The sequence below is a fragment of the Streptomyces sp. NPDC052721 genome (assembly GCF_040678315.1).
Taxonomy (GTDB): Bacteria; Actinomycetota; Actinomycetes; order Streptomycetales; family Streptomycetaceae; genus Streptomyces.
Map to the genome: position 1 here is coordinate 55,945 of NZ_JBFATL010000010.1, position 16,411 is coordinate 72,355.

Annotated in this window: 13 protein-coding genes and 2 pseudogenes; 4 read left to right on the forward strand and 11 right to left on the reverse strand. The window is 69.9% G+C overall.

Going from position 1 to position 16,411, the window contains the following annotated elements; translation table 11 throughout:
* Positions 1–57 precede the first annotated feature (57 nt).
* Positions 58–477 carry a hypothetical protein gene (locus tag AB0L21_RS12480; protein ID WP_365783782.1) on the reverse strand — a complete coding sequence of 140 codons (420 nt, stop codon included), beginning with the start codon at positions 475–477 and terminating at the stop codon, positions 58–60.
* A 204-nt stretch (positions 478–681) separates the two neighbouring features.
* A pseudogene (locus tag AB0L21_RS12485) lies at positions 682–968 on the reverse strand (Tat pathway signal sequence domain protein); the annotation flags it as partial.
* Between the two features lie 6 nt (positions 969–974).
* On the opposite strand from AB0L21_RS12485, the pseudogene AB0L21_RS12490 reads away from it, so the two are divergent.
* Positions 975–1,324: pseudogene (locus AB0L21_RS12490) on the forward strand (mycodextranase); the annotation flags it as partial.
* Between the two features lie 39 nt (positions 1,325–1,363).
* Here AB0L21_RS12490 and AB0L21_RS12495 read toward each other — a convergent pair.
* The 5 genes from AB0L21_RS12495 to AB0L21_RS12515 all read right to left on the reverse strand — a co-directional run bounded on the left by AB0L21_RS12495 (position 1,364) and on the right by AB0L21_RS12515 (position 5,766).
* A complete protein-coding gene (locus AB0L21_RS12495) occupies positions 1,364–1,489 on the reverse strand; it encodes a hypothetical protein (protein WP_365783947.1) in 126 nt (41 codons plus the stop codon).
* A complete protein-coding gene (locus tag AB0L21_RS12500) occupies positions 1,489–2,424 on the reverse strand; it encodes a PDR/VanB family oxidoreductase (protein ID WP_365783784.1) in 936 nt (311 codons plus the stop codon). Before AB0L21_RS12500 ends, AB0L21_RS12495 begins: the two co-directional genes overlap by 1 nt.
* Positions 2,421–2,603 carry a hypothetical protein gene (locus tag AB0L21_RS12505; RefSeq protein WP_365783786.1) on the reverse strand — a complete coding sequence of 61 codons (183 nt, stop codon included), beginning with the start codon at positions 2,601–2,603 and terminating at the stop codon, positions 2,421–2,423. Before AB0L21_RS12505 ends, AB0L21_RS12500 begins: the two co-directional genes overlap by 4 nt.
* Positions 2,600–3,664, reverse strand: a complete 1,065-nt coding sequence (locus AB0L21_RS12510) for an aromatic ring-hydroxylating dioxygenase subunit alpha (protein ID WP_365783788.1) — start codon at positions 3,662–3,664, stop codon at positions 2,600–2,602. Before AB0L21_RS12510 ends, AB0L21_RS12505 begins: the two co-directional genes overlap by 4 nt.
* A gap of 746 nt (positions 3,665–4,410) precedes the next feature.
* Positions 4,411–5,766: a phosphatase PAP2 family protein gene (locus AB0L21_RS12515; RefSeq protein WP_365783790.1), complete on the reverse strand. Its 1,356-nt coding sequence runs from the start codon at positions 5,764–5,766 to the stop codon at positions 4,411–4,413.
* Positions 5,767–6,321: 555 nt separating this feature from the next.
* Here AB0L21_RS12515 and AB0L21_RS12520 point away from each other — a divergent pair.
* Positions 6,322–6,795: a hypothetical protein gene (locus AB0L21_RS12520; protein ID WP_365783792.1), complete on the forward strand. Its 474-nt coding sequence runs from the start codon at positions 6,322–6,324 to the stop codon at positions 6,793–6,795.
* Positions 6,796–7,374: 579 nt separating this feature from the next.
* Here AB0L21_RS12520 and AB0L21_RS12525 read toward each other — a convergent pair.
* The 3 genes from AB0L21_RS12525 to AB0L21_RS12535 all read right to left on the reverse strand — a co-directional run bounded on the left by AB0L21_RS12525 (position 7,375) and on the right by AB0L21_RS12535 (position 11,314).
* On the reverse strand, positions 7,375–8,844 hold the full coding sequence (locus tag AB0L21_RS12525) for a hypothetical protein (protein WP_365783794.1): 1,470 nt from the start codon (positions 8,842–8,844) through the stop codon (positions 7,375–7,377).
* A 256-nt stretch (positions 8,845–9,100) separates the two neighbouring features.
* Entirely contained in the window at positions 9,101–9,580 is a 480-nt protein-coding gene (locus AB0L21_RS12530) for a hypothetical protein (RefSeq protein ID WP_365707457.1), read from the reverse strand.
* Positions 9,581–11,314 (reverse strand): sialidase family protein, encoded by a 1,734-nt coding sequence (locus tag AB0L21_RS12535; RefSeq protein ID WP_365707459.1) that lies wholly within the window; start codon positions 11,312–11,314, stop codon positions 9,581–9,583.
* Between the two features lie 1,717 nt (positions 11,315–13,031).
* On the opposite strand from AB0L21_RS12535, the gene AB0L21_RS12540 reads away from it, so the two are divergent.
* Positions 13,032–14,096: a hypothetical protein gene (locus AB0L21_RS12540; protein WP_365783796.1), complete on the forward strand. Its 1,065-nt coding sequence runs from the start codon at positions 13,032–13,034 to the stop codon at positions 14,094–14,096.
* A gap of 267 nt (positions 14,097–14,363) precedes the next feature.
* Positions 14,364–14,840, forward strand: a complete 477-nt coding sequence (locus tag AB0L21_RS12545) for a hypothetical protein (RefSeq protein WP_365783798.1) — start codon at positions 14,364–14,366, stop codon at positions 14,838–14,840.
* A 1,279-nt stretch (positions 14,841–16,119) separates the two neighbouring features.
* Here the strand turns inward: AB0L21_RS12545 and AB0L21_RS12550 are convergent.
* The gene (locus AB0L21_RS12550) at positions 16,120–16,407 is read right to left on the reverse strand and encodes a hypothetical protein (RefSeq protein WP_365783800.1); all 288 of its coding nucleotides are present in this window, start codon (positions 16,405–16,407) and stop codon (positions 16,120–16,122) included.
* Positions 16,408–16,411: the final 4 nt, after the last annotated feature.

A 16,411-nucleotide genomic window follows, 5' to 3' on the forward strand; every position in this document is an offset into this window, starting at 1 on the left:
GGGCGCACCTCGCCGGCGATCCTCCGTCTAGCTGGCATGCAGGGCCCGCGCGCCGGGTCACGCGTCCAGACCAGGGGGAAGCTCATGCGTGTCCAGCAGTTCCGCGGGGTTTCGGCCCGCCGCCGCGGTGCTCGCGGCGGACGTCGCGCGCTCACCGCCTGCAACGGAGACGACATCGGCAAGCACAACGGAGGTAGCTCCGCTCCGCCCGCCTCGGCGTCCTCGCCGGGCACCCAGGGCTCGGGGCAGCGGTTCGACGGGCAGCGGCACCTCGCCGACGGCCCCCTCCGGCACCCAGACCGCTGCCACGAGGAGCGCGCCCGGATCGGCCACGGCGTCCGGCACGGCCACGGCCTCCCGTTCCGCCACGGCGTCCGCGGGACCCCGGAGCACCGCGAGGAACGCTCCCATGGGCGGAACCGCGCACATGCCTTTCGCGAAGGGCGACGCGTACGGCAAGGGTCCGTACTCGGACATCCCCGTCCAGGCTCACCGACTCCGGCTCCGCCACCTGCTCCCTGCACGGCTTACCGGGTGTGGAAAGGGTCGGCAGGGACGGACGCCTCCACGCCCGGCGACGCACCGAAGCCCCATCCCAGAGTCGTCCTCGACCCAGGCCGGGTCGCGATGATCACCCCGCCCTACGAGATCCGCCCCTACATCCTGCGGCTCGGGGTGAACACCGCCGAGCAGCCAGGACAGCCCGACCGAGGTGATGCCGATCTCGGCGGCCTTCGGATTGCGGACGACCGGGCAGCCCTCGACGTACAGGGTGGTGGTTGAACGGTCGCATCGCCCACTGCGGCTCGCGGTCGTCGGACAGCACGAGCGTGGCCAGCGGCTCGTCGGGATCGTCGGCGGTCTTCCCGGCCGGGCCGGCCCGTGCCCGTACGGCTGACGATGCCGGACCAGGCGTTGTGGTCGGGGTCCCAGTCGGCGGGGAGACGGTAGAACGCCTCGATGGTGTAACGGCTGACAGCCCCTACAACGCCTTGGAGTTCGTCTCCGGCGGCGGGCAGGATACCCGGTTTGGAACGTCACCGTGGACGGCGCCACGGTGCGCAGTACAGGCACGGTCTTCGTGCAGGCCGAGGCCCAGGGCGCCGCCACCTTCCGCAACGTGACCGCCACGGGCCTGGGCGCGGCAGGCGTGCACAACTGCCCCCTATCCTTTCGGCTCCGGTGACTGCTCGACCCGGCCGCAGCCCGGCGAGGGCAACCCGACCCCGGACCTGGTCGCCAATCTCACCAAGGGGCGTCCGGCACCTCGACCGGTTCACAGGGCGTCTACACCCCGGGCAAGGCGGTCGACGGGGACGTGAACAGAAGCTGCCGCCGCTGTCGGGTCTGCCAGGCGCGCATCCTAGAAGGACCACCGCTTCGGCCCGGCGACCGGCAGCACGGTCACGGTCGTGACCGACAACACCGGCCGGCCCGCAGCCCGGTTCAGCGAGGCGGAGGCGTACTTCTCGTGACCTGAGGGGTCCATCACAGATCGAGCACCAACCGCCCGCCCCGGCACCGGGACACGCAGATCATCATCGTCTCGCCGGACTCCCGTTCCTCGTCCGTCAGGACCGAGTCCCGGTGCTCCGGGGTGCCCTCCAGGACGTCGGTCTCGCAGGTACCGCAGGTGCCCTCGGTGCAGGAGTAGAGCACCTCGACACCCGCGGCACGCACGGTGTCGAGGATCGACACCCGCGGCGGGACGGTGAGCGTACGGCCGCTCCGCTCCAGGACGACCTCGAACGCGCCGTCGTCTGCGGCCGGTTGCCCCTTGGGACGGAACCGCTCGACGCGCAGCGTCCCGGCCGGGCAGCGCCCCTCCACCGCGTCCAGCAGCGGGCCGGGGCCACAGCAGTAGACGAGCGTGCCGTCGGGCACGTCGTCCAGCACCGAGGCCAGGTCCAGCAGCCCGCTCTCGTCCTGCGGGGCGACAGTGACCCGGTCCCCGTACCGCTCCAACTCCGCGATGAACGCCATGGAGCGGCGGGTGCGGCCGCCGTACAGCAGGGTCCACTCGGCGCCCGCCGCTTCCGCCGCGGCGAGCATCGGCAGGACGGGCGTGATGCCGATGCCGCCCGCGATGAAGCGGTAGCGCGGGGAGGGCTGCAGGGGAAAGTGGTTGCGCGGCCCCCGCACCCGTACCTTGTCGCCCTCGCGCACCTGCTCGTGGACGTACGCCGAGCCTCCCCGCCCGTCGGCCTCGCGGAGCACGGCGATCCGCCACAGGTGCCGGTCCGCGGGATCGCCGCACAGCGAGTACTGGCGCTCAAGGTCCTGCCCGAGCAGGACGTCGACATGGGCGCCCGGCTCCCAGGCCGGCAGTTCCTCGCCCAGCGGATGGCGCAGGACGAGGGCGAGCACGCCCTCGGCCGCCGGCACGCGGCGGTCGACGACGAGTTCGGCTTCGTACAGGGTCATGAGGTGGTTCCCCGGGGCTGGTGTCCTTCGGGGTGCGCGAGCATCCACTCCCACATCTGCACCGGGTCCTCGGCGGTGTGCTCGGCGCCGCAGTGGCAGGTGCCGTGCAGGACGTCGGTGCCAGGGAGCCAGTCGATGCGGTAGACCTCGCGGCTCACAGCGGCGGACGGCGTGCTCACCGGACCTTCTCCACCGGTTTGTCGCCCTCGTCGACCAGACGGGCGAGGATACGGCGGGCGGCGAGACCACCGGTGTCGATGTTGATGCTCAGCTCCTGGTAGCCGGCCCGCTCGGTGCCGAGCGTCTTCTGCAGCAGGTTGAGCGCGTCGACGTCCTGCATGACGACCGTGTGGTTGAAGTCGTGCAGGAACGTGGTGACTTCCTCGTCGTCCTTCGCGAAGTCCCGGGAGACGGCCCAGAAGTCGTACACCTTGCCATCGGTGGACGGGGTGATCGCATAGGTGATCTCGGTGTGGAAGCCGTTCGGGTCGCTGCCGTCCGGCTCGGGCAGGACACCGACCGGTGCGATCCGGCTGTGCAGCAGGTAGAGGCAGGGCGCGTGGTACTCGATGTCCTGCCAGCGGGTGATACGGCCCTCGATACCGGTGGAGCGGGCGTAGAAGGGCGGGCACTCGGCGTCGTCCATGTGCCGGCTGACCCGCACGATGCCGGCGCCCTCGTCGACCTCGGTGGTGATCGGCGTCTCGGCGACCTCCGGGGTGCCGATGTAGCCGCCGTGCAGATACGTCTCGTGGGAGAGGTCGAGGAGGTTGTCCACCAGCAGGCCGTAGTCGGCGTCGATCGGCTCCATGCCGCGCACCGTGACCCAGTCCGGGGAGTCCAGGTGCCGGGCCCGCGGAATGGTCCCCGCGTCGGCGAGCGCCGGGTCGCCGATCCACACCCACACCAGGGAGTCCTGCTCGACGACCGGGTACGAGGCGACCCGGGCCGTGCGCGGGATGCGCTTCTGCCCCGGCACGTACACGCAGGCGCCCGTCGTGTCGTAGGTGAACCCGTGGTACCCGCACACGATGCGGTCCCCGTCGAGCCGGCTCTCCGAGAGGGGGAAGCGGCGGTGGACGCAGCGGTCGGCCAGCGCGACCGGGGTGCCGTCGTCCCCGGTGCGGTAGAAGACGAGCGGCTCACCGAGGATCGTACGGCCGAGCAACTCGCGCCCGACCTCATGGCTGTAGGCGGCGACGTACCACTGGTTCCTGGCGAAGGCGGTCATATGAGGCATGGGGGTCGGCTCCCGTCTCTCGTGGTGGCGCCATCGTCGGGAGAGCCTCCACCGGGGCGCAATACGGCTTCCGTCCCACGGAAGAGGCGATACGAACGCCCTGTTCATCGTCCACGGGCACGTGCTGTGACGCCATCGGCGCCCCCGGCTCCTGCCGCCGGCCGGTTGCCGGGATTCCTTCGGTTGCTCCCGGTCGTGCCGACCACAGGCCGCCGCCATGGACCTCACTTCGCGAGCAGGCGTGCGGGCCCATCCTGGTGACCGGCGCGGCAGACGGTGTCCGAGACGGAGATCGACGGTGCGCTCGCCCTCAGGGACACCAGGACGGTGGACGGGCTGGAGGGCCTTGGGATTCAGCAAAGGTATCCCGGGGTGAGTAGGCCGGCCCGGCAGAGGTGCACGAGCTGCCGCAGCCGAAGATGTCCACCGTGAAGGAACGGCCGGCCGAGAAGAGCCCAGCGAAGAAGTCGGCCACGTCCGACGAGCTTTGGATCATGTTCAGGCGGGTGGTGCCCTGGCGGCGATCGTGTTCCTGGCCCATCGGGCTGTGCCTGGCAGCGACGTCCCCGGTGTACGGGCCGGCCTACGGACTCGGCACCCAGGAAGCGCTGCTCAGGGCGCGCACCGTTGCGTCCGTTGCCTCACCCTGGTGTTTCCGCGGCACACCCACCCGGTAAGAGCGCATCACCTGCATAGCCGCAGAGGGGGTGGTGCTGGACCACCACGGGGGCAGCTGATGCGACAGTTCAGACCAGCTCGGGTTGCGGGTCCGGCTGTCGGGCCGGAGCGGCTTTCGGTTCCCAGAGTTCGGTGATGCGTACGTAACCGCGGATCACTGACGCCATCGCCAGAATGAGAAGTGGTCCGAACAGCCAAGGATGTTCGGCCATCTCCGTCGGCAGATAGCGGTAGGACACCAAGAGCGCGGCGAAGACCGTCGTCCCGTAAGCGACAAGCTGGACGCTTGACCGATCCCAGCCGTGGTCGAACGAGCGCAGAGCTACCTCGATCGTGAGTGCGAACACCACGCCGGCGACGAGATCCGTGCCGTAGTGGTAGCCGAAGCCCAGCGTCGCGCCGAGCGTGGCGATCAGCCAGAACGTGCCCGAGTACCGCAGGATCCGTGGGCCCCTGCGAGTATGGATGAAGATCGCGGTGGCCCACGCCGTGTGCAAGCTGGGCATGCAGTTACGAGGGGTGATCCCGTCGTAGGGCATCGGGTGCGGGGCACTGATGGGCGGCGGCGTGTGCGGCCACACGTTGGCCACCGCCCACTGCACGCCGCCAGTGCCGGAGGCGCCCGGGCCGTAGGCGAAGACCGGTCCGACCACCGGGAAGAGCATGTAGATGCCCGGTCCGAGGAGGCCGATCACCAGAAAGGTGCGCACGAGATGATGGCGCGGGAAGCGGCCTTCGACCCTGACGTTGCGCAGCTGGTACAGCGCGACGACGACCGCGGCCACCGCGAGCTGCGCGTAGACCAGGCCGAGAAGATGCGTGCCGACCGGGCCGGTGGCCTCGAGTATCCGGCCTAGCAGCCACGAGGGATTGCCCAGCGCTTGATCGGCGGTTGCCACGTACTGATCGAGCACGGTCGGGCGGGATTTCGCAGTGATGAGCAGCCAGATGTCACCCGTCTTGCGGCCGGCCGCCAGCAGCAGGCCCAGCCCGACGCCCTTCAGCAGCAGGACGCGTTCCCGGCCGCTGCGGCGCGTGACGGCGATGACCGCATAGCCCAACATCACCCACAACGCGCCGTTGCCGAAGAAATGACCGTCGGCCACCTTGGCGTCGATCGCCCATCGCACCAGTACGAAGACGACGTCGATGCCGATCGCGACGCCGGCCGCGACGAACCGTTGCCGCCAGGTGAGCACCACCATCGTCAAAGCCAGACCGGCGTACAGCGGCCCCGGCTTGGGGGCGAATATCGTCTCTTTCGCCTGTTCGGTCAACGGCCCCGGTATGCCGGCGCAGCGACGCGCGACGATCTCCAGGGTGATGAGGAAGCCGAGTGCCGCCACACCAGCCGTGGCCCACAGCATCGCGCGTGGTTGACGCCACACGGCGGGGGTCGTTCTCCCGTTTATTCGCGAAAACATCCGCGATGTCCTAGATGTCAACTGTCTAGCCGATTTGTTGTGTGATTAACCAGGGTCACTTTTCGCGCTGGGTGGCATGGATTCTGGTGTCGGACGGAGGGGCGGTCGGCGCGAGTTCGAACATGCTATCGGAGCGGCGGGGGAATGTTCATGGCGCGCCTTGGTCTTGTTGAGCGCAGCAATGGCGTGAACCGGGGCCTTGGGGATAACTTGCGTTGAATCATGCCTATGTGGGTGGCGGTGGACCATCGTGGTGACAGCGGCCCGGTCCCAGGGTCGGCGTCCGGTGGTCACTGTGACCGGCGCGCTCACTGACGCCGGCTCGTGGAGGAGCGCTGAGGCGTTGTCTCCTGGCAGCGGGCCGCCGTCCAGCACCGCCGCGCGGGCCTGGTTGATCCGGGGTGGTTGAGCGCTCTCGGTGTTGTTCGGGTTGGTCTTGATCTCTTTCGTGCGGGGCGGCGCACGCCGTCCCAGACCGTGATGTCGCCGATGCCCAGGCAGTTGGTCAGGTCGTGCAGGAGCGTGAAAGCACCATCCTCCTTGAAGGCCCTCGGCATGCAGAACGAGGATGAACGGGCGGTGGAAACCGGAGACGCGCCAGGCCAGTGCATCACCCACCGGGCGCAGCTGGCGGGCCGGCCGGTCGCACACGTCCAGCTCGAATCGCCAGGTCGCCACGTCGGCAAGGTCACGGCCCGACTGGGGCTCCGGCGCCTCCGTCTGCGGCCCCTTGCCGCTGCGCATCCGCTTGGCGGCACGCTCAAGCCCCGCGCGGTCCTTCTGCACCTCCAGCAGGCGATGGAGAAGGTCTCTTTGGAAATCGACGCCGGCCTCCACCGTCTCGCAGCCACGAAGACGCTGAATGAGCTGAGCCAAGACCGGCTGCATCCCCTGATGGCGAGGGTGCATCATCATGTCGTCAGGATCGTAAGCGTCGGTGTGGAACAAGCTCATCCCGCCAGTGTGACGATCACGACGGTTCCCTACTACCGTTTTCCGAACCGCCGAAGCCATGCTCGAACCCCTTGAGCACATCGCAGGATGATCTCGGCCATCGCAAGCTGCGAATCGGGCAGTTCTGTCCAGCAGCGGCGTGCCCCTGAACTAGCACCGTAATGATCACCAGCGGCTCGCACCGCAGGCAGGGCGTGTGGGGCAGGCGCGGCAGCGCGGCGCGCGCGGAACGGCGGGGGCGGATCGGGTGCGGGTACCGCGATGTGGCGGGCCGTACGGTGCCGACGCGCCGCTCGGCGGCGGACGACGTCCGGAAGGCTGAGCCCTTTCGCACCTCCCGTTGAGAGGTGTGCGTTCCCGTCCGCCGAATCGGTGAGTGGCAGCCGAATCCCGTTGCTCAAGCGGGGCCGGCGAAGTCTGCCGGAAACACCCTGCTACTGGTGGCCCAGGCGATGTCGTCGAGCGGTCCGAGCCCGCGCGCATGCCTGCTGCGACAATGCGACAGTGCCCTCAGCCGTGCCCAGGAATTGTCCAGTTCGGACTGTATCCCTCCGATCGGTACAGCAGGGCACGATGGGGGACGACGGTTCCGGCTCCCACCGCGGCGAGGCCATCGGGCCGATCGGCACGATGTGCCATGCCGGAATTTCTGGCTCAGAAGTGGCCGCCGACGCCGTAGCTGCTCGGCCAAGTGGTGACGTGCGGGGTCGACGTCCGGTCACCCGGCGGCGATGGCTGCTTGGGCGGCCAGGGATCTGGGCGTCCCGCCCGCTTCGCGACAGTCCGGAAATGCTTGCGCTCGTACCAGTAATGCTTCTCGGCGAGGACGGCGCGTAGCTTTGTGCCGTTCGGGTCTTCGCGGTCGTACCGCTCGAACTGCTCGGTGAGGAAGAGCAGCGGGAGCAGTTCGTGGTCGTCGTCTTCGGGCAGGTAACCCGCGTCGACCACGGCCGCGACCGCCTCCCGCTCCAGCTTGATCGCGCGGGTCAGGACGGCCCTTCGCATACTCCGGCGTCGGAGGTCCTCGACCGAGGGCTTGTCCAAGGGACCGAGGTCGCGCAGAGACCGCCGTACGGCTGCTGCCACGTCGTCCGGCAGGTCCGTGTCCAGGATGGCCAGGATCCGGTCGATGAGGACGTCTTCGCCGATCCTCACCCCGCCGACGGAGCACGCCAGCTGCAGGACCCGCCCGTCCGGATCGGCCTCGCGATAGGCCGAGAACTGCCGGGTGAGCAGCAGGAAGACGGGTGTCCAGGCGGGGCTGTCCGGCCGGTACCCGGCGTCGCGGGCCGCGGCAATCGCCTCGGCGTCACCGAGTATGGCCTGGTCACACACTGCCGTGACACCCTCTCGGGCCGACAGGTCACGCAACGCGCGGCGGCACCGTTCGTGGACCTGTTCCGGCAGCCAGGTGCCGAGATACTCCAGCAGCCGCACGGCCAGGGCGCCCTGTTCAAATGCCGGCAGCAGATCGGGCCGGTCCTTCAGAAGCGCGAGCAAAGACAGGTCGATGTCCTCGGGCTGGGCGGGCGGCCGAGGCAGGTTCGGGTTGGCGCAGACGACCTTCAGGAACGCATTCGGCTCGCCCTCACTCCACAGGGCGCACCGGGTTTCCTGGCCGGGCGGTGCCGCGCCGATGTAGGTCGGGCCCAGCCGCGCACGCGGCCGGAAGCCGGTTTCCAGGGCGTCCAGCAGGCCGGGCTGGTCGGTGACGGACAACAGGTCGGCCAACCGTTGCCGCAAGCTGGGATCGGGGAACCTCAGCGCGGCTTCGACCAGCCGCGGAACCTCCGGATCGCCCATGTACACGCCGTTCGGCGGGTCGGCGGCGGTCTGCGGGAGACAGGCGGTCAGCCGGACCTGCGGCCGGTACGGGGACGTGGGGTCGGCCTCGAGCAGGAACTCCAGCACCGGAACGACCCGCTCCGTCCGCTCGTGGTTGCCGAACCTGAAGTGCGCCGCCGTCAGCAGGAACCACGCGCCGCGCCAGACCTCGTCGCGGTGGGCTCCGCCGGCCGCCCACCACCGGTCGATCCGCTCACGGGCCCGGCTGTTGCCCTCGTAGAGAGCGGCGGCCAGCACGTCCTGGCCGCGTTCCTTGGCGCGCCACCGACGGAACTTCATCGTTCCATGATGCATCGCCTGCACGCCGATGGCCATGCCCGATGCTCATGCCCGCAGCTCCAACTAGACAGGGATGGCTCGTCGTTGGTCAGGGCGGGCCCGCGGACGTCGGGGTTCCGCGGGAACTGGGGGACGAGGAGTGGGGCACACGGTGCTTTCTCGTACCGGATACGAACGGGCGGGTGGTGCACCTGCTGGGGCACCGCCGGTTCGTGGCCCGGCAGGTGCCCCAGGATCCACCTTCTTGGCCTACGGGTCAGGATGTGGCCGCCGTCAGGTAGGTCAGGTACACCCCGCCTTCGCAGTCGGGCATCTTGCGCAGGGTCCAGCGGCCCTCGACGGTCGGCGAGGAGAAGTCGGACTCGGCGTCGTCCTCCTCCACCTCGCCCTCCTTCAGGGTGTATCCGGCCTTGGGCAGCCGCTGTTGCATGAAGGCCAAGGCGACGTCGAAGCCGCCCCGGACCACGGTCGCGACGACCAGCCGACCGCCGCTGCGGTGCTCCACCGAGGTCACGACCGCGCCGTCCGGCACCGGCAGGTCCGCCGGGAAGTCCTTCGGCAGCGGCGGTGGGGATCCGGTGGGGCAGCCGCTCGGCATCGTGCCGTCGGTGTCCGCGTCCCTCGCCGCGCTCGGGGACGGGGCGGGGGACCCGGCATCCGCAGTGCCCGCGGTGCACCCGGCGAGCGCTGTCACGGTCAGGGCGGCCAGCACCACGCCCGGGAGGAGGGGCTTCACCTACTGGCCTCCCTCGGTCTTGGGCTTGGGCTTCTTGTGCTTGCCGCCGACCACGGCGTCGTACGCGCCGTAGAGCGTGTTCCCGGAGGACTGGCGGCTGACGGTGGCCAGCGCGTCGTAGTTCTGCGGGCCGCCGGTGGCGCAGGCGCCGGTGCAGCCGTCGGCGTAGGCCACGAGCACCCTGCCCTGCGCGTCGATGGTGATGTCGTTGAAGTCCAGCAGATTGCGGTCCTCGCCGCAGGTAGTGCCGCCTGTGCAGATCGATCCCTTCTGGACCGGGTCGGTGGGGGTGGCGTCGACGGTGACCCACGACTGTCCGCCGTCGTAGGTGGTGGCCACGTACAGGTGCCACACGCCCTTGAAGTTGTCCGTCTCCTGGTAGTTGCCGTCGGTCGTGGTGCCCAGGAAGGCGAAGGCGGCGCGGTTGTCGTCGCCCGCGGTCACCACGGGGAAGACGATGTTCTTGATGCCGAGGGACCCGCCGACCTTCTGGTCGTACAGCCAGGTCTTTCCCTTGTCGTGGCTGACGGCGATCCGGGCGGTGCCGTCGCTGTTCTGGTAGCCCATGTAGACGGTGCCGCCGGCGCCGATGCCCACGCTGGGGTCCGAGTCACCGGGAGTGCTGGACGGGTTCTTGCGGACGGTCCAGGTCAGACCGTTGTCCTCGGAGACCGCCACGGCCTGGTTGCCGCCACAGCCCTTGTTCGGCACGTACACGGTGCCGTCGGGCGCAACCTTGACGTGCCCGTGCAGCCCGCCGCAGTCCAGCAGGGAGTACATCGGAACGGCCGGGCCGTAGGTCAGACCCCCGTCGCGGCTGACCGAACAGGAGGCGTCGGCGATGTCCTGGGAACAGTAGTAGACGGCGTTCGGGTACGACGTCAGGGCACCCGGTCCGCCGGAGGCGAAGGGGCCGCCGCCGATGGTCTGGTGGTCCACGCCGGAGTTGATGCCCGAGCCGGACGTCGGCGTCCAGGTCTCCCCGTCGTCGTCGGTGTAGCAGGTCAGCGCGGTCTTGCCGGCGAGCTGCGACTCGAAGGTGCGGTGTGTCGCCGGGTCGGTGAAGAGGATCGGGTCGAGGCTGGTGAGGCTGCCCTGCGGACAGCCATTGGCCAAGCTCGCGCTCTTGTCCTGCCAGGTGGCGGTGCCGGTCGTGTCGTAGGTGACCTTGAGCGTCGAGGTGTACGCCTGGAACATCACGGCGCCGGTGGCACGGTCGACGCCGATGGAAGGCTCGCCGGCGTTGTGCGCGTCCGCGATGCCGTCGGGGGCGGAGGAGGACGCGTACGTCGGCGGAGTCGCCGTGCTGGGCGGCGGGTCGGCGGGATTGGTGACGAGGCTCGCGGTACCGGTGAAGCTGTCGCCGAGCGGCGCGTACGGCACCACCCGCACGGTGTAGGAGGCGTTGACCGCCGGCAGCAGGACGGTCTCGGGGTCACTGGAGGATGCCGAGGCGGCGATCTCCCTGCCGTCCGCGTCGAGGACGTAGAGGTCGAAGTCGGCTGCGGCATCGGGCCACTTGATGTCGATCCGCAGGCTGTGACCGGCGTCATAGCCCGACGGGACGCTGACACGCAGGGCGAAGTCGTCGCAGAGTTGGGGGTTGCCGCAGGTGACGTCACCTCCCGTGGTGCCGGAGACATTCGGTACGGTGAAGGGGCCGGCGCTCCACGTGGTGGTGGGTGCCGTGTCGCTGACCGAGCCGGAGGCCGGGGTGGCGGCGTCGGCCGACACGGTCGTCAGGCTGCCGGCGACCAGGGTCAGCAGACCTACGGCTATGCGTCCCCGCGACCGTGGGTGGCCGTGGCCGCGAAGGCGGAGTACGGAGAGTAGAGCCACAGGTACCTCGTGAGTTCGTGGGTCGGACGAAGAATGGCGGTGCGGGTGGTGCCTTCGCCCCTTCTACGGGGACGGCTGGAGCGTCCGTCGCGCAGAGGGGGAACTTTCCCGAACTCTTTTCCGAGAACTGCGGGGCCTCTCACGGAGTGTGGCGTCAGGGACGTAGATCGATCTTCGCCGCCCCCCCAGGGTCGAGGTGCACCTGATCGCCCACGACACCCAGGCGCTGGACGTTGCACTGTGGGTGCACGACCCCTTGGAGACGATGCTGCGCACCAATCTCGGCGGCGGCACCGACGGCACGGCCGCCATGGCCTGGCCCAGCCGACGACACTTGGCCGCCTACGCCCACAGCCTGCGGGCCAGCGCCGTCCCCGTCGCCGAGATCGCCCGCAAGCTCGTCGTGTGGCAAGAACCAGGGCAAGCGCCCCTCCGTCGCCAGCGTCTACCGCATCCTCGCGGAAGCCGACCCGGCCGACACAGTCGACGGCACCGAGTGAGCCGGGCACCGGACGTGCGAAGCCGTCCCGATGGCACGGGGGAACACCACCGGGACGGTTCGAACAGGGCCCAGCTCCCGTCGCCTCGGCGTCCTGAGCGGCGCCGCAGTCCTGCGGGGACGGGTGGCCCGTCAGGTTGGCGCCCGAGACCGCCATCCCTTGCCGTCACCGTCATCGCCGCGAGCCTCTCGGAGAACGCCGTAGGAATGAGTGTCCCGGAAATCCGCAACTCAAGGCTTCCACGTCGTCAAAGGGCGCTGGGTTGTGGAGGAAGCCTCGGCTGGCTCATGCTGCGCCGACGTCTGACCCGCGCACCCCAGGAGCGCACGAACCTGCGGGTCCGGCGATCAAGACGTCCCAGCCTCTACGGAGACCAGCGCGCGGAATCCGTCCCACTCCGGTTCCCCCGCCCAGCCCGTGGTGGATCAGGGCTGGGCACGGGAGTACTCGGCATCGGCTCCGGCAGCATCCACGTCACCGCCCATGCCTTCCACACGGACCATGGACCAAGCCGGTGACCTGACCCGGCCATGTGCCGGCGACGCGCCAGCCCCGGAAGGCCGGCAGTGGGCTAAGCGGTTCCGGGTGCCCGGGTGTCGACTGTCTGGCGCAGGTCGACGTAGCAGACGATCAGCCCCGGCTCCGACACGTACTTCACCGAATGGCTCCACACACGGCCAGACGATGCACTCACAGGGCGCCGGTGGCAATCACCTGTGCGAGCTGTCAGGGCGTTGGCACTGACGGCCGCGGCACTCAGTTTTGGGGTGGGAGGCGGCTCCGAGCGTCCAGCCGCTGCCGCGGCAGCTGTCGTGCGGAGGTGGGAACCGGTGGCCTTTCACATCGGTGCTGTACTCGTGGCGTTGCCCGCAGCCGCACTCGTAGATCCCCGCCTGTGCAGGGCACGAGCGAGGATGCGACGACCGGAGCACGGGCAGAGTGAGAGACCCGAAGCCGGGCACGGTTCGGGCCCCTCGTCTGTGTCCGCGTCCGCGGGGGTGACGTCCTTGACGCGTTGCAGCGGGCGGCGGCTCGGGAGCCGGGATGGGCCGTGAGGGGTGATGTTCGGCGTGCGTTGGTTCTGCCCTGGACCGGCGGGTACTTGCAGCGGCATGGGATCTTTGGGTTCGCCGGTGCTGCTGGTGTTGTTCGTGGCCAGTGCGGCTGTCATCTGGTTTGCGGGTATCAAGCTGTCGGACACCACTGATGTGCTTGCCGAACGGCTTCACTTGGGCAGCGCGCTGGGCGGTCTGATTCTGCTGGCGATCGCGACGAATCTTCCCGAGATCGCGATCACGGCGAGTGCGGCGATGGCCGGCCAGCTCGACGTCGCGGTCGGCAACATCCTGGGCGGCATCGCCATCCAGACCATCGTCCTGGCGGTGCTGGACGCGGCCGGGGTCCGCCCGCGTGCCCCGCTGACCCGGCTCGCGGCCAGTCTGCAGCTGGTCCTGGAGGGGGCCATGGTGGTGGTCGTCCTGGCCGTGGTGGTGATGGGCACCCAGCTCTCCCCTGGCCTGTACGCCGCCCGCCTGGCACCTGCTTCGGTGGCGATCGCGATCCTGTGGGTGGTCGGTCTGATCCTTCTCAACCGGGCCGGCCGGGGTCTGCCGTGGCGGGAGGGCGGGGACGCCCCGGACAGCCAGCCCGAACCGCGCGGCCATTCCAAGGGCAAGAAAGAGAAGGCCGCCAGCGACAAGGGCGTGAGCACCGTGCGCGCCGGGTTGGTGTTCGGCGTATCCGCGCTGGCCACCCTCGTGGCCGGTGTCGTGATCGAGCGCAGTGGTGAGGAGTTCTTCGCCCGTCAGGGACTCAGTGGTGTGCTGTTCGGCGCCACCGTGCTGGCGGCGGCCACCTCCCTTCCAGAGGTGAGCACCGGCCTGACCTCCACCAAGCTGGGCGACTACCAGCTCGCCATGAGCGACATCTTCGGCGGCAACGCCTTCCTGCCCGTGCTGTTCCTGCTCGCCACCGTCATCTCCGGCAAGCCGGTACTGCCGGCCGCGCACGACACCGACATCTACCTCACCGCGCTCGGGATCATCCTGACCGTGGTCTACATGGCGGGGCTGATCTTTCGTCCGCGCCGCCAGTACGCCCGTATGGGCGTCGACAGCATCGCCGCGGTGGTGATCTATCTCATCGGCATCGTCGGACTGGCCACCATCGCCACTTGACCGAAGGCGCCCCCATGGCCCAGGTCCGGGGCGCTGTCAGGCGTCGGCCGGGTGCGGCGCGCGGGCCCCCGTCACGGTTGCCCGCCGTGAGAGAGCCCGAGACCGTGGTCATCGTCGCTTGCCTGCTGCTGCCGGTCGTGCCCGTACCGCCGTACGGCATAGATCGTGTTGAGGACTGGCTGTCGCGTACCCCGCGGCCACCCCCGTACCCCGGCACCCGCGCCGCAGCGAGGGCGGCAGGCAAGGCTCTGTTGCGCGGAACAGCTGGTGCTGGTGGTCACCCGTGCCTTCTTCCGGGATGCGACGGCCGAGATCGAGCAGGCAGTCCAGGCCGAGCCCGACCCCCGGCAGCGGATCCGCGTCTACCTCACCGGCGTCGGCACGGCCATGCGCCGGCACTCCCACGCCTTCTACGACGACATGGTCCGTTATGAACCGACCGCACAGATCTACCGCAAGAACTCCGCCGCTGCGGCGCGCCGGGTTCACGAACTGATCGAGGAGGGCGTACGGTCCGGCGTTTTCCGCGCGCTCAACGGGCATTTCGCCGCCCAGGGCGTGGCAGTCACCATCGGCGCCGTCCAGTCGGGGCTCCTCCTGGAGAGACCCGGCCTGACCGCCGGCGACGCCTTCTCCGAGCTCGGGGAACTTCTGCTGGACGGGCTCAGCTCGGGACAGGGCGCACTGGAGTCTCCCTCCACAGCGGTCCGCTCGCCGCGGGATCAGGTCTCGACACCCAGGTAAAGCCCGGAGGGAGGGGTGCACCTCGCGGGTCGCGTCTGACCGGGGGCACGACAGGTACGACGCCTGCGTCGGCGCCCTCTGAATGCATGCGGCGGGCGCTCCCCCAGAGAAACGGGGGTCAGGTCACCGTCTCGCGCGAGCGGTACGTCCATCCGCGCCGCACCGACCCGCGCCCGGAAGCGACCGCTGCACGAGGCCGGGCAGTTCAGGCGTGAGCGCACGCCCGGCTTCCGAAGACGAAGCCGCCAAAGCGCGGCGCCAGCACAACGCCCGGCGGTGCCGCGGGGTAGTCGGTGTAGCCCTCGGCGCGGCGTGTAGAACAGTTCCGGCCGCGGCTCGTTCTCGGGGTGCCCGCCCTGCCAGCGCTCGACCAGGTCGGGGTTGGCGATGAGAGCCCGGCCCACTGCCACGGCGCCGGCGTGGCCGGCCTCGATCCGCTGCATCGCGTCCTCGCGGGTGGTCTGCCCCCCCGAGGGCCGTCCGCATCGCCCGCAGCCGCACCGCGCCGGGCCGCCGTGCGCCGCTTCAGCGTCGTGGCCTGCGCGGAAGTCTGTGACCCAAGCCCCTTCTTGGCACAGTCCCGCCCACGCCGGCTGGACAACGCAGAGGAACAGGCCCTGACGGGAGTTCGTCGCCGATGTCCTGCGCGGACGCCTCGTCCCTAGATCGCGCACCACCGCTGTGGGCACCCGCTACGACGGCTGGGCCGCCCCCGAAGACGTCAAGGCAGCCGACGACCACGCCGCATCGACCCACACCATGCCGCCGGCACCCACATGACAGGCCAGGCTGCGGGAGCCGAGGACAGGGCTGGCCGACGCCAGCGACATCGACACAACCCGGCGGGCAACCGCCCACGCCGCGCCCGGCACGGTGGCAGATGCCGGACGGGGCGGCCGGCGGAGGGTGGCCGACCACCCCGTTGCTGTGCCGCCGGCCGCCGGGCGGTGAGAACGCGCTGCTGCTGACCACCCTGTTGATCGCCCACCCCGTCTCGCCCCGGACGGCTGTACGGCCGCACGCTGCTCGCCGCGGTCCCGTACTCCGAGCCGGTCGCCACACCACGTGACGCGGACCCGGGCGAGGCTGTCTCCCCACGCCGTCCGACATCGCGCCCAGCCCGGCGCGGTGGGGAGCGTCAACTCCCGTTGCCATGCTCGAAGTAGCCTGGTGTCTGGCCGGTCTTTCGGGCCTCGTGCTGTCCGGTCCGTGCCGCCCGGCCTCTGTGGGGAGTCCCCGGGCTCCGCTTGCCGGCCGGGCCGGGCCCGGTCCGCGCGCGTTACGGCTGGGCACCCATGAGGCCGTTGCGGCTGTCCTCTTCGTAGGCCTCCTTCGCGACCTCGTCGCCGAGTTTCATCAGCCTCTCGTCGTTCAGGCCCTTGCAGGCGTTTTTCTCGTAGACCCGGGTGGCGTGGTCGAGCTGATTGCGCATGGCGTCCTTGAGTGACTTCTTCATGGCGGCCTTGCAGGCTGCCTCTTTGGCCTGGGTGTCGCCGCCGCTGCTGCAGGCCGTGAGAGCCGCGGCGAGGGCGAGCAGGCCGGCGCAGGCGGCAGTGCGGATCTTCATGATC

Bases quoted from the DNA above. Each gene is read 5' to 3' on its own strand.
- AB0L21_RS12480 (WP_365783782.1), bottom strand. From the start codon at position 477: ATGTCCGAGTACGGACCCTTGCCGTACGCGTCGCCCTTCGCGAAAGGC.
- AB0L21_RS12495 (WP_365783947.1), bottom strand. From the start codon at position 1,489: ATGGACCCCTCAGGTCACGAGAAGTACGCCTCCGCCTCGCTGAACCGG.
- AB0L21_RS12500 (WP_365783784.1), bottom strand. From the start codon at position 2,424: ATGACCCTGTACGAAGCCGAACTCGTCGTCGACCGCCGCGTGCCGGCG.
- AB0L21_RS12510 (WP_365783788.1), bottom strand. From the start codon at position 3,664: ATGCCTCATATGACCGCCTTCGCCAGGAACCAGTGGTACGTCGCCGCC.
- AB0L21_RS12515 (WP_365783790.1), bottom strand. From the start codon at position 5,766: ATGTTTTCGCGAATAAACGGGAGAACGACCCCCGCCGTGTGGCGTCAA.
- AB0L21_RS12520 (WP_365783792.1), top strand. From the start codon at position 6,322: ATGCAGAACGAGGATGAACGGGCGGTGGAAACCGGAGACGCGCCAGGC.
- AB0L21_RS12525 (WP_365783794.1), bottom strand. From the start codon at position 8,844: ATGAAGTTCCGTCGGTGGCGCGCCAAGGAACGCGGCCAGGACGTGCTG.
- AB0L21_RS12540 (WP_365783796.1), top strand. From the start codon at position 13,032: ATGGGATCTTTGGGTTCGCCGGTGCTGCTGGTGTTGTTCGTGGCCAGT.
- AB0L21_RS12550 (WP_365783800.1), bottom strand. From the start codon at position 16,407: ATGAAGATCCGCACTGCCGCCTGCGCCGGCCTGCTCGCCCTCGCCGCG.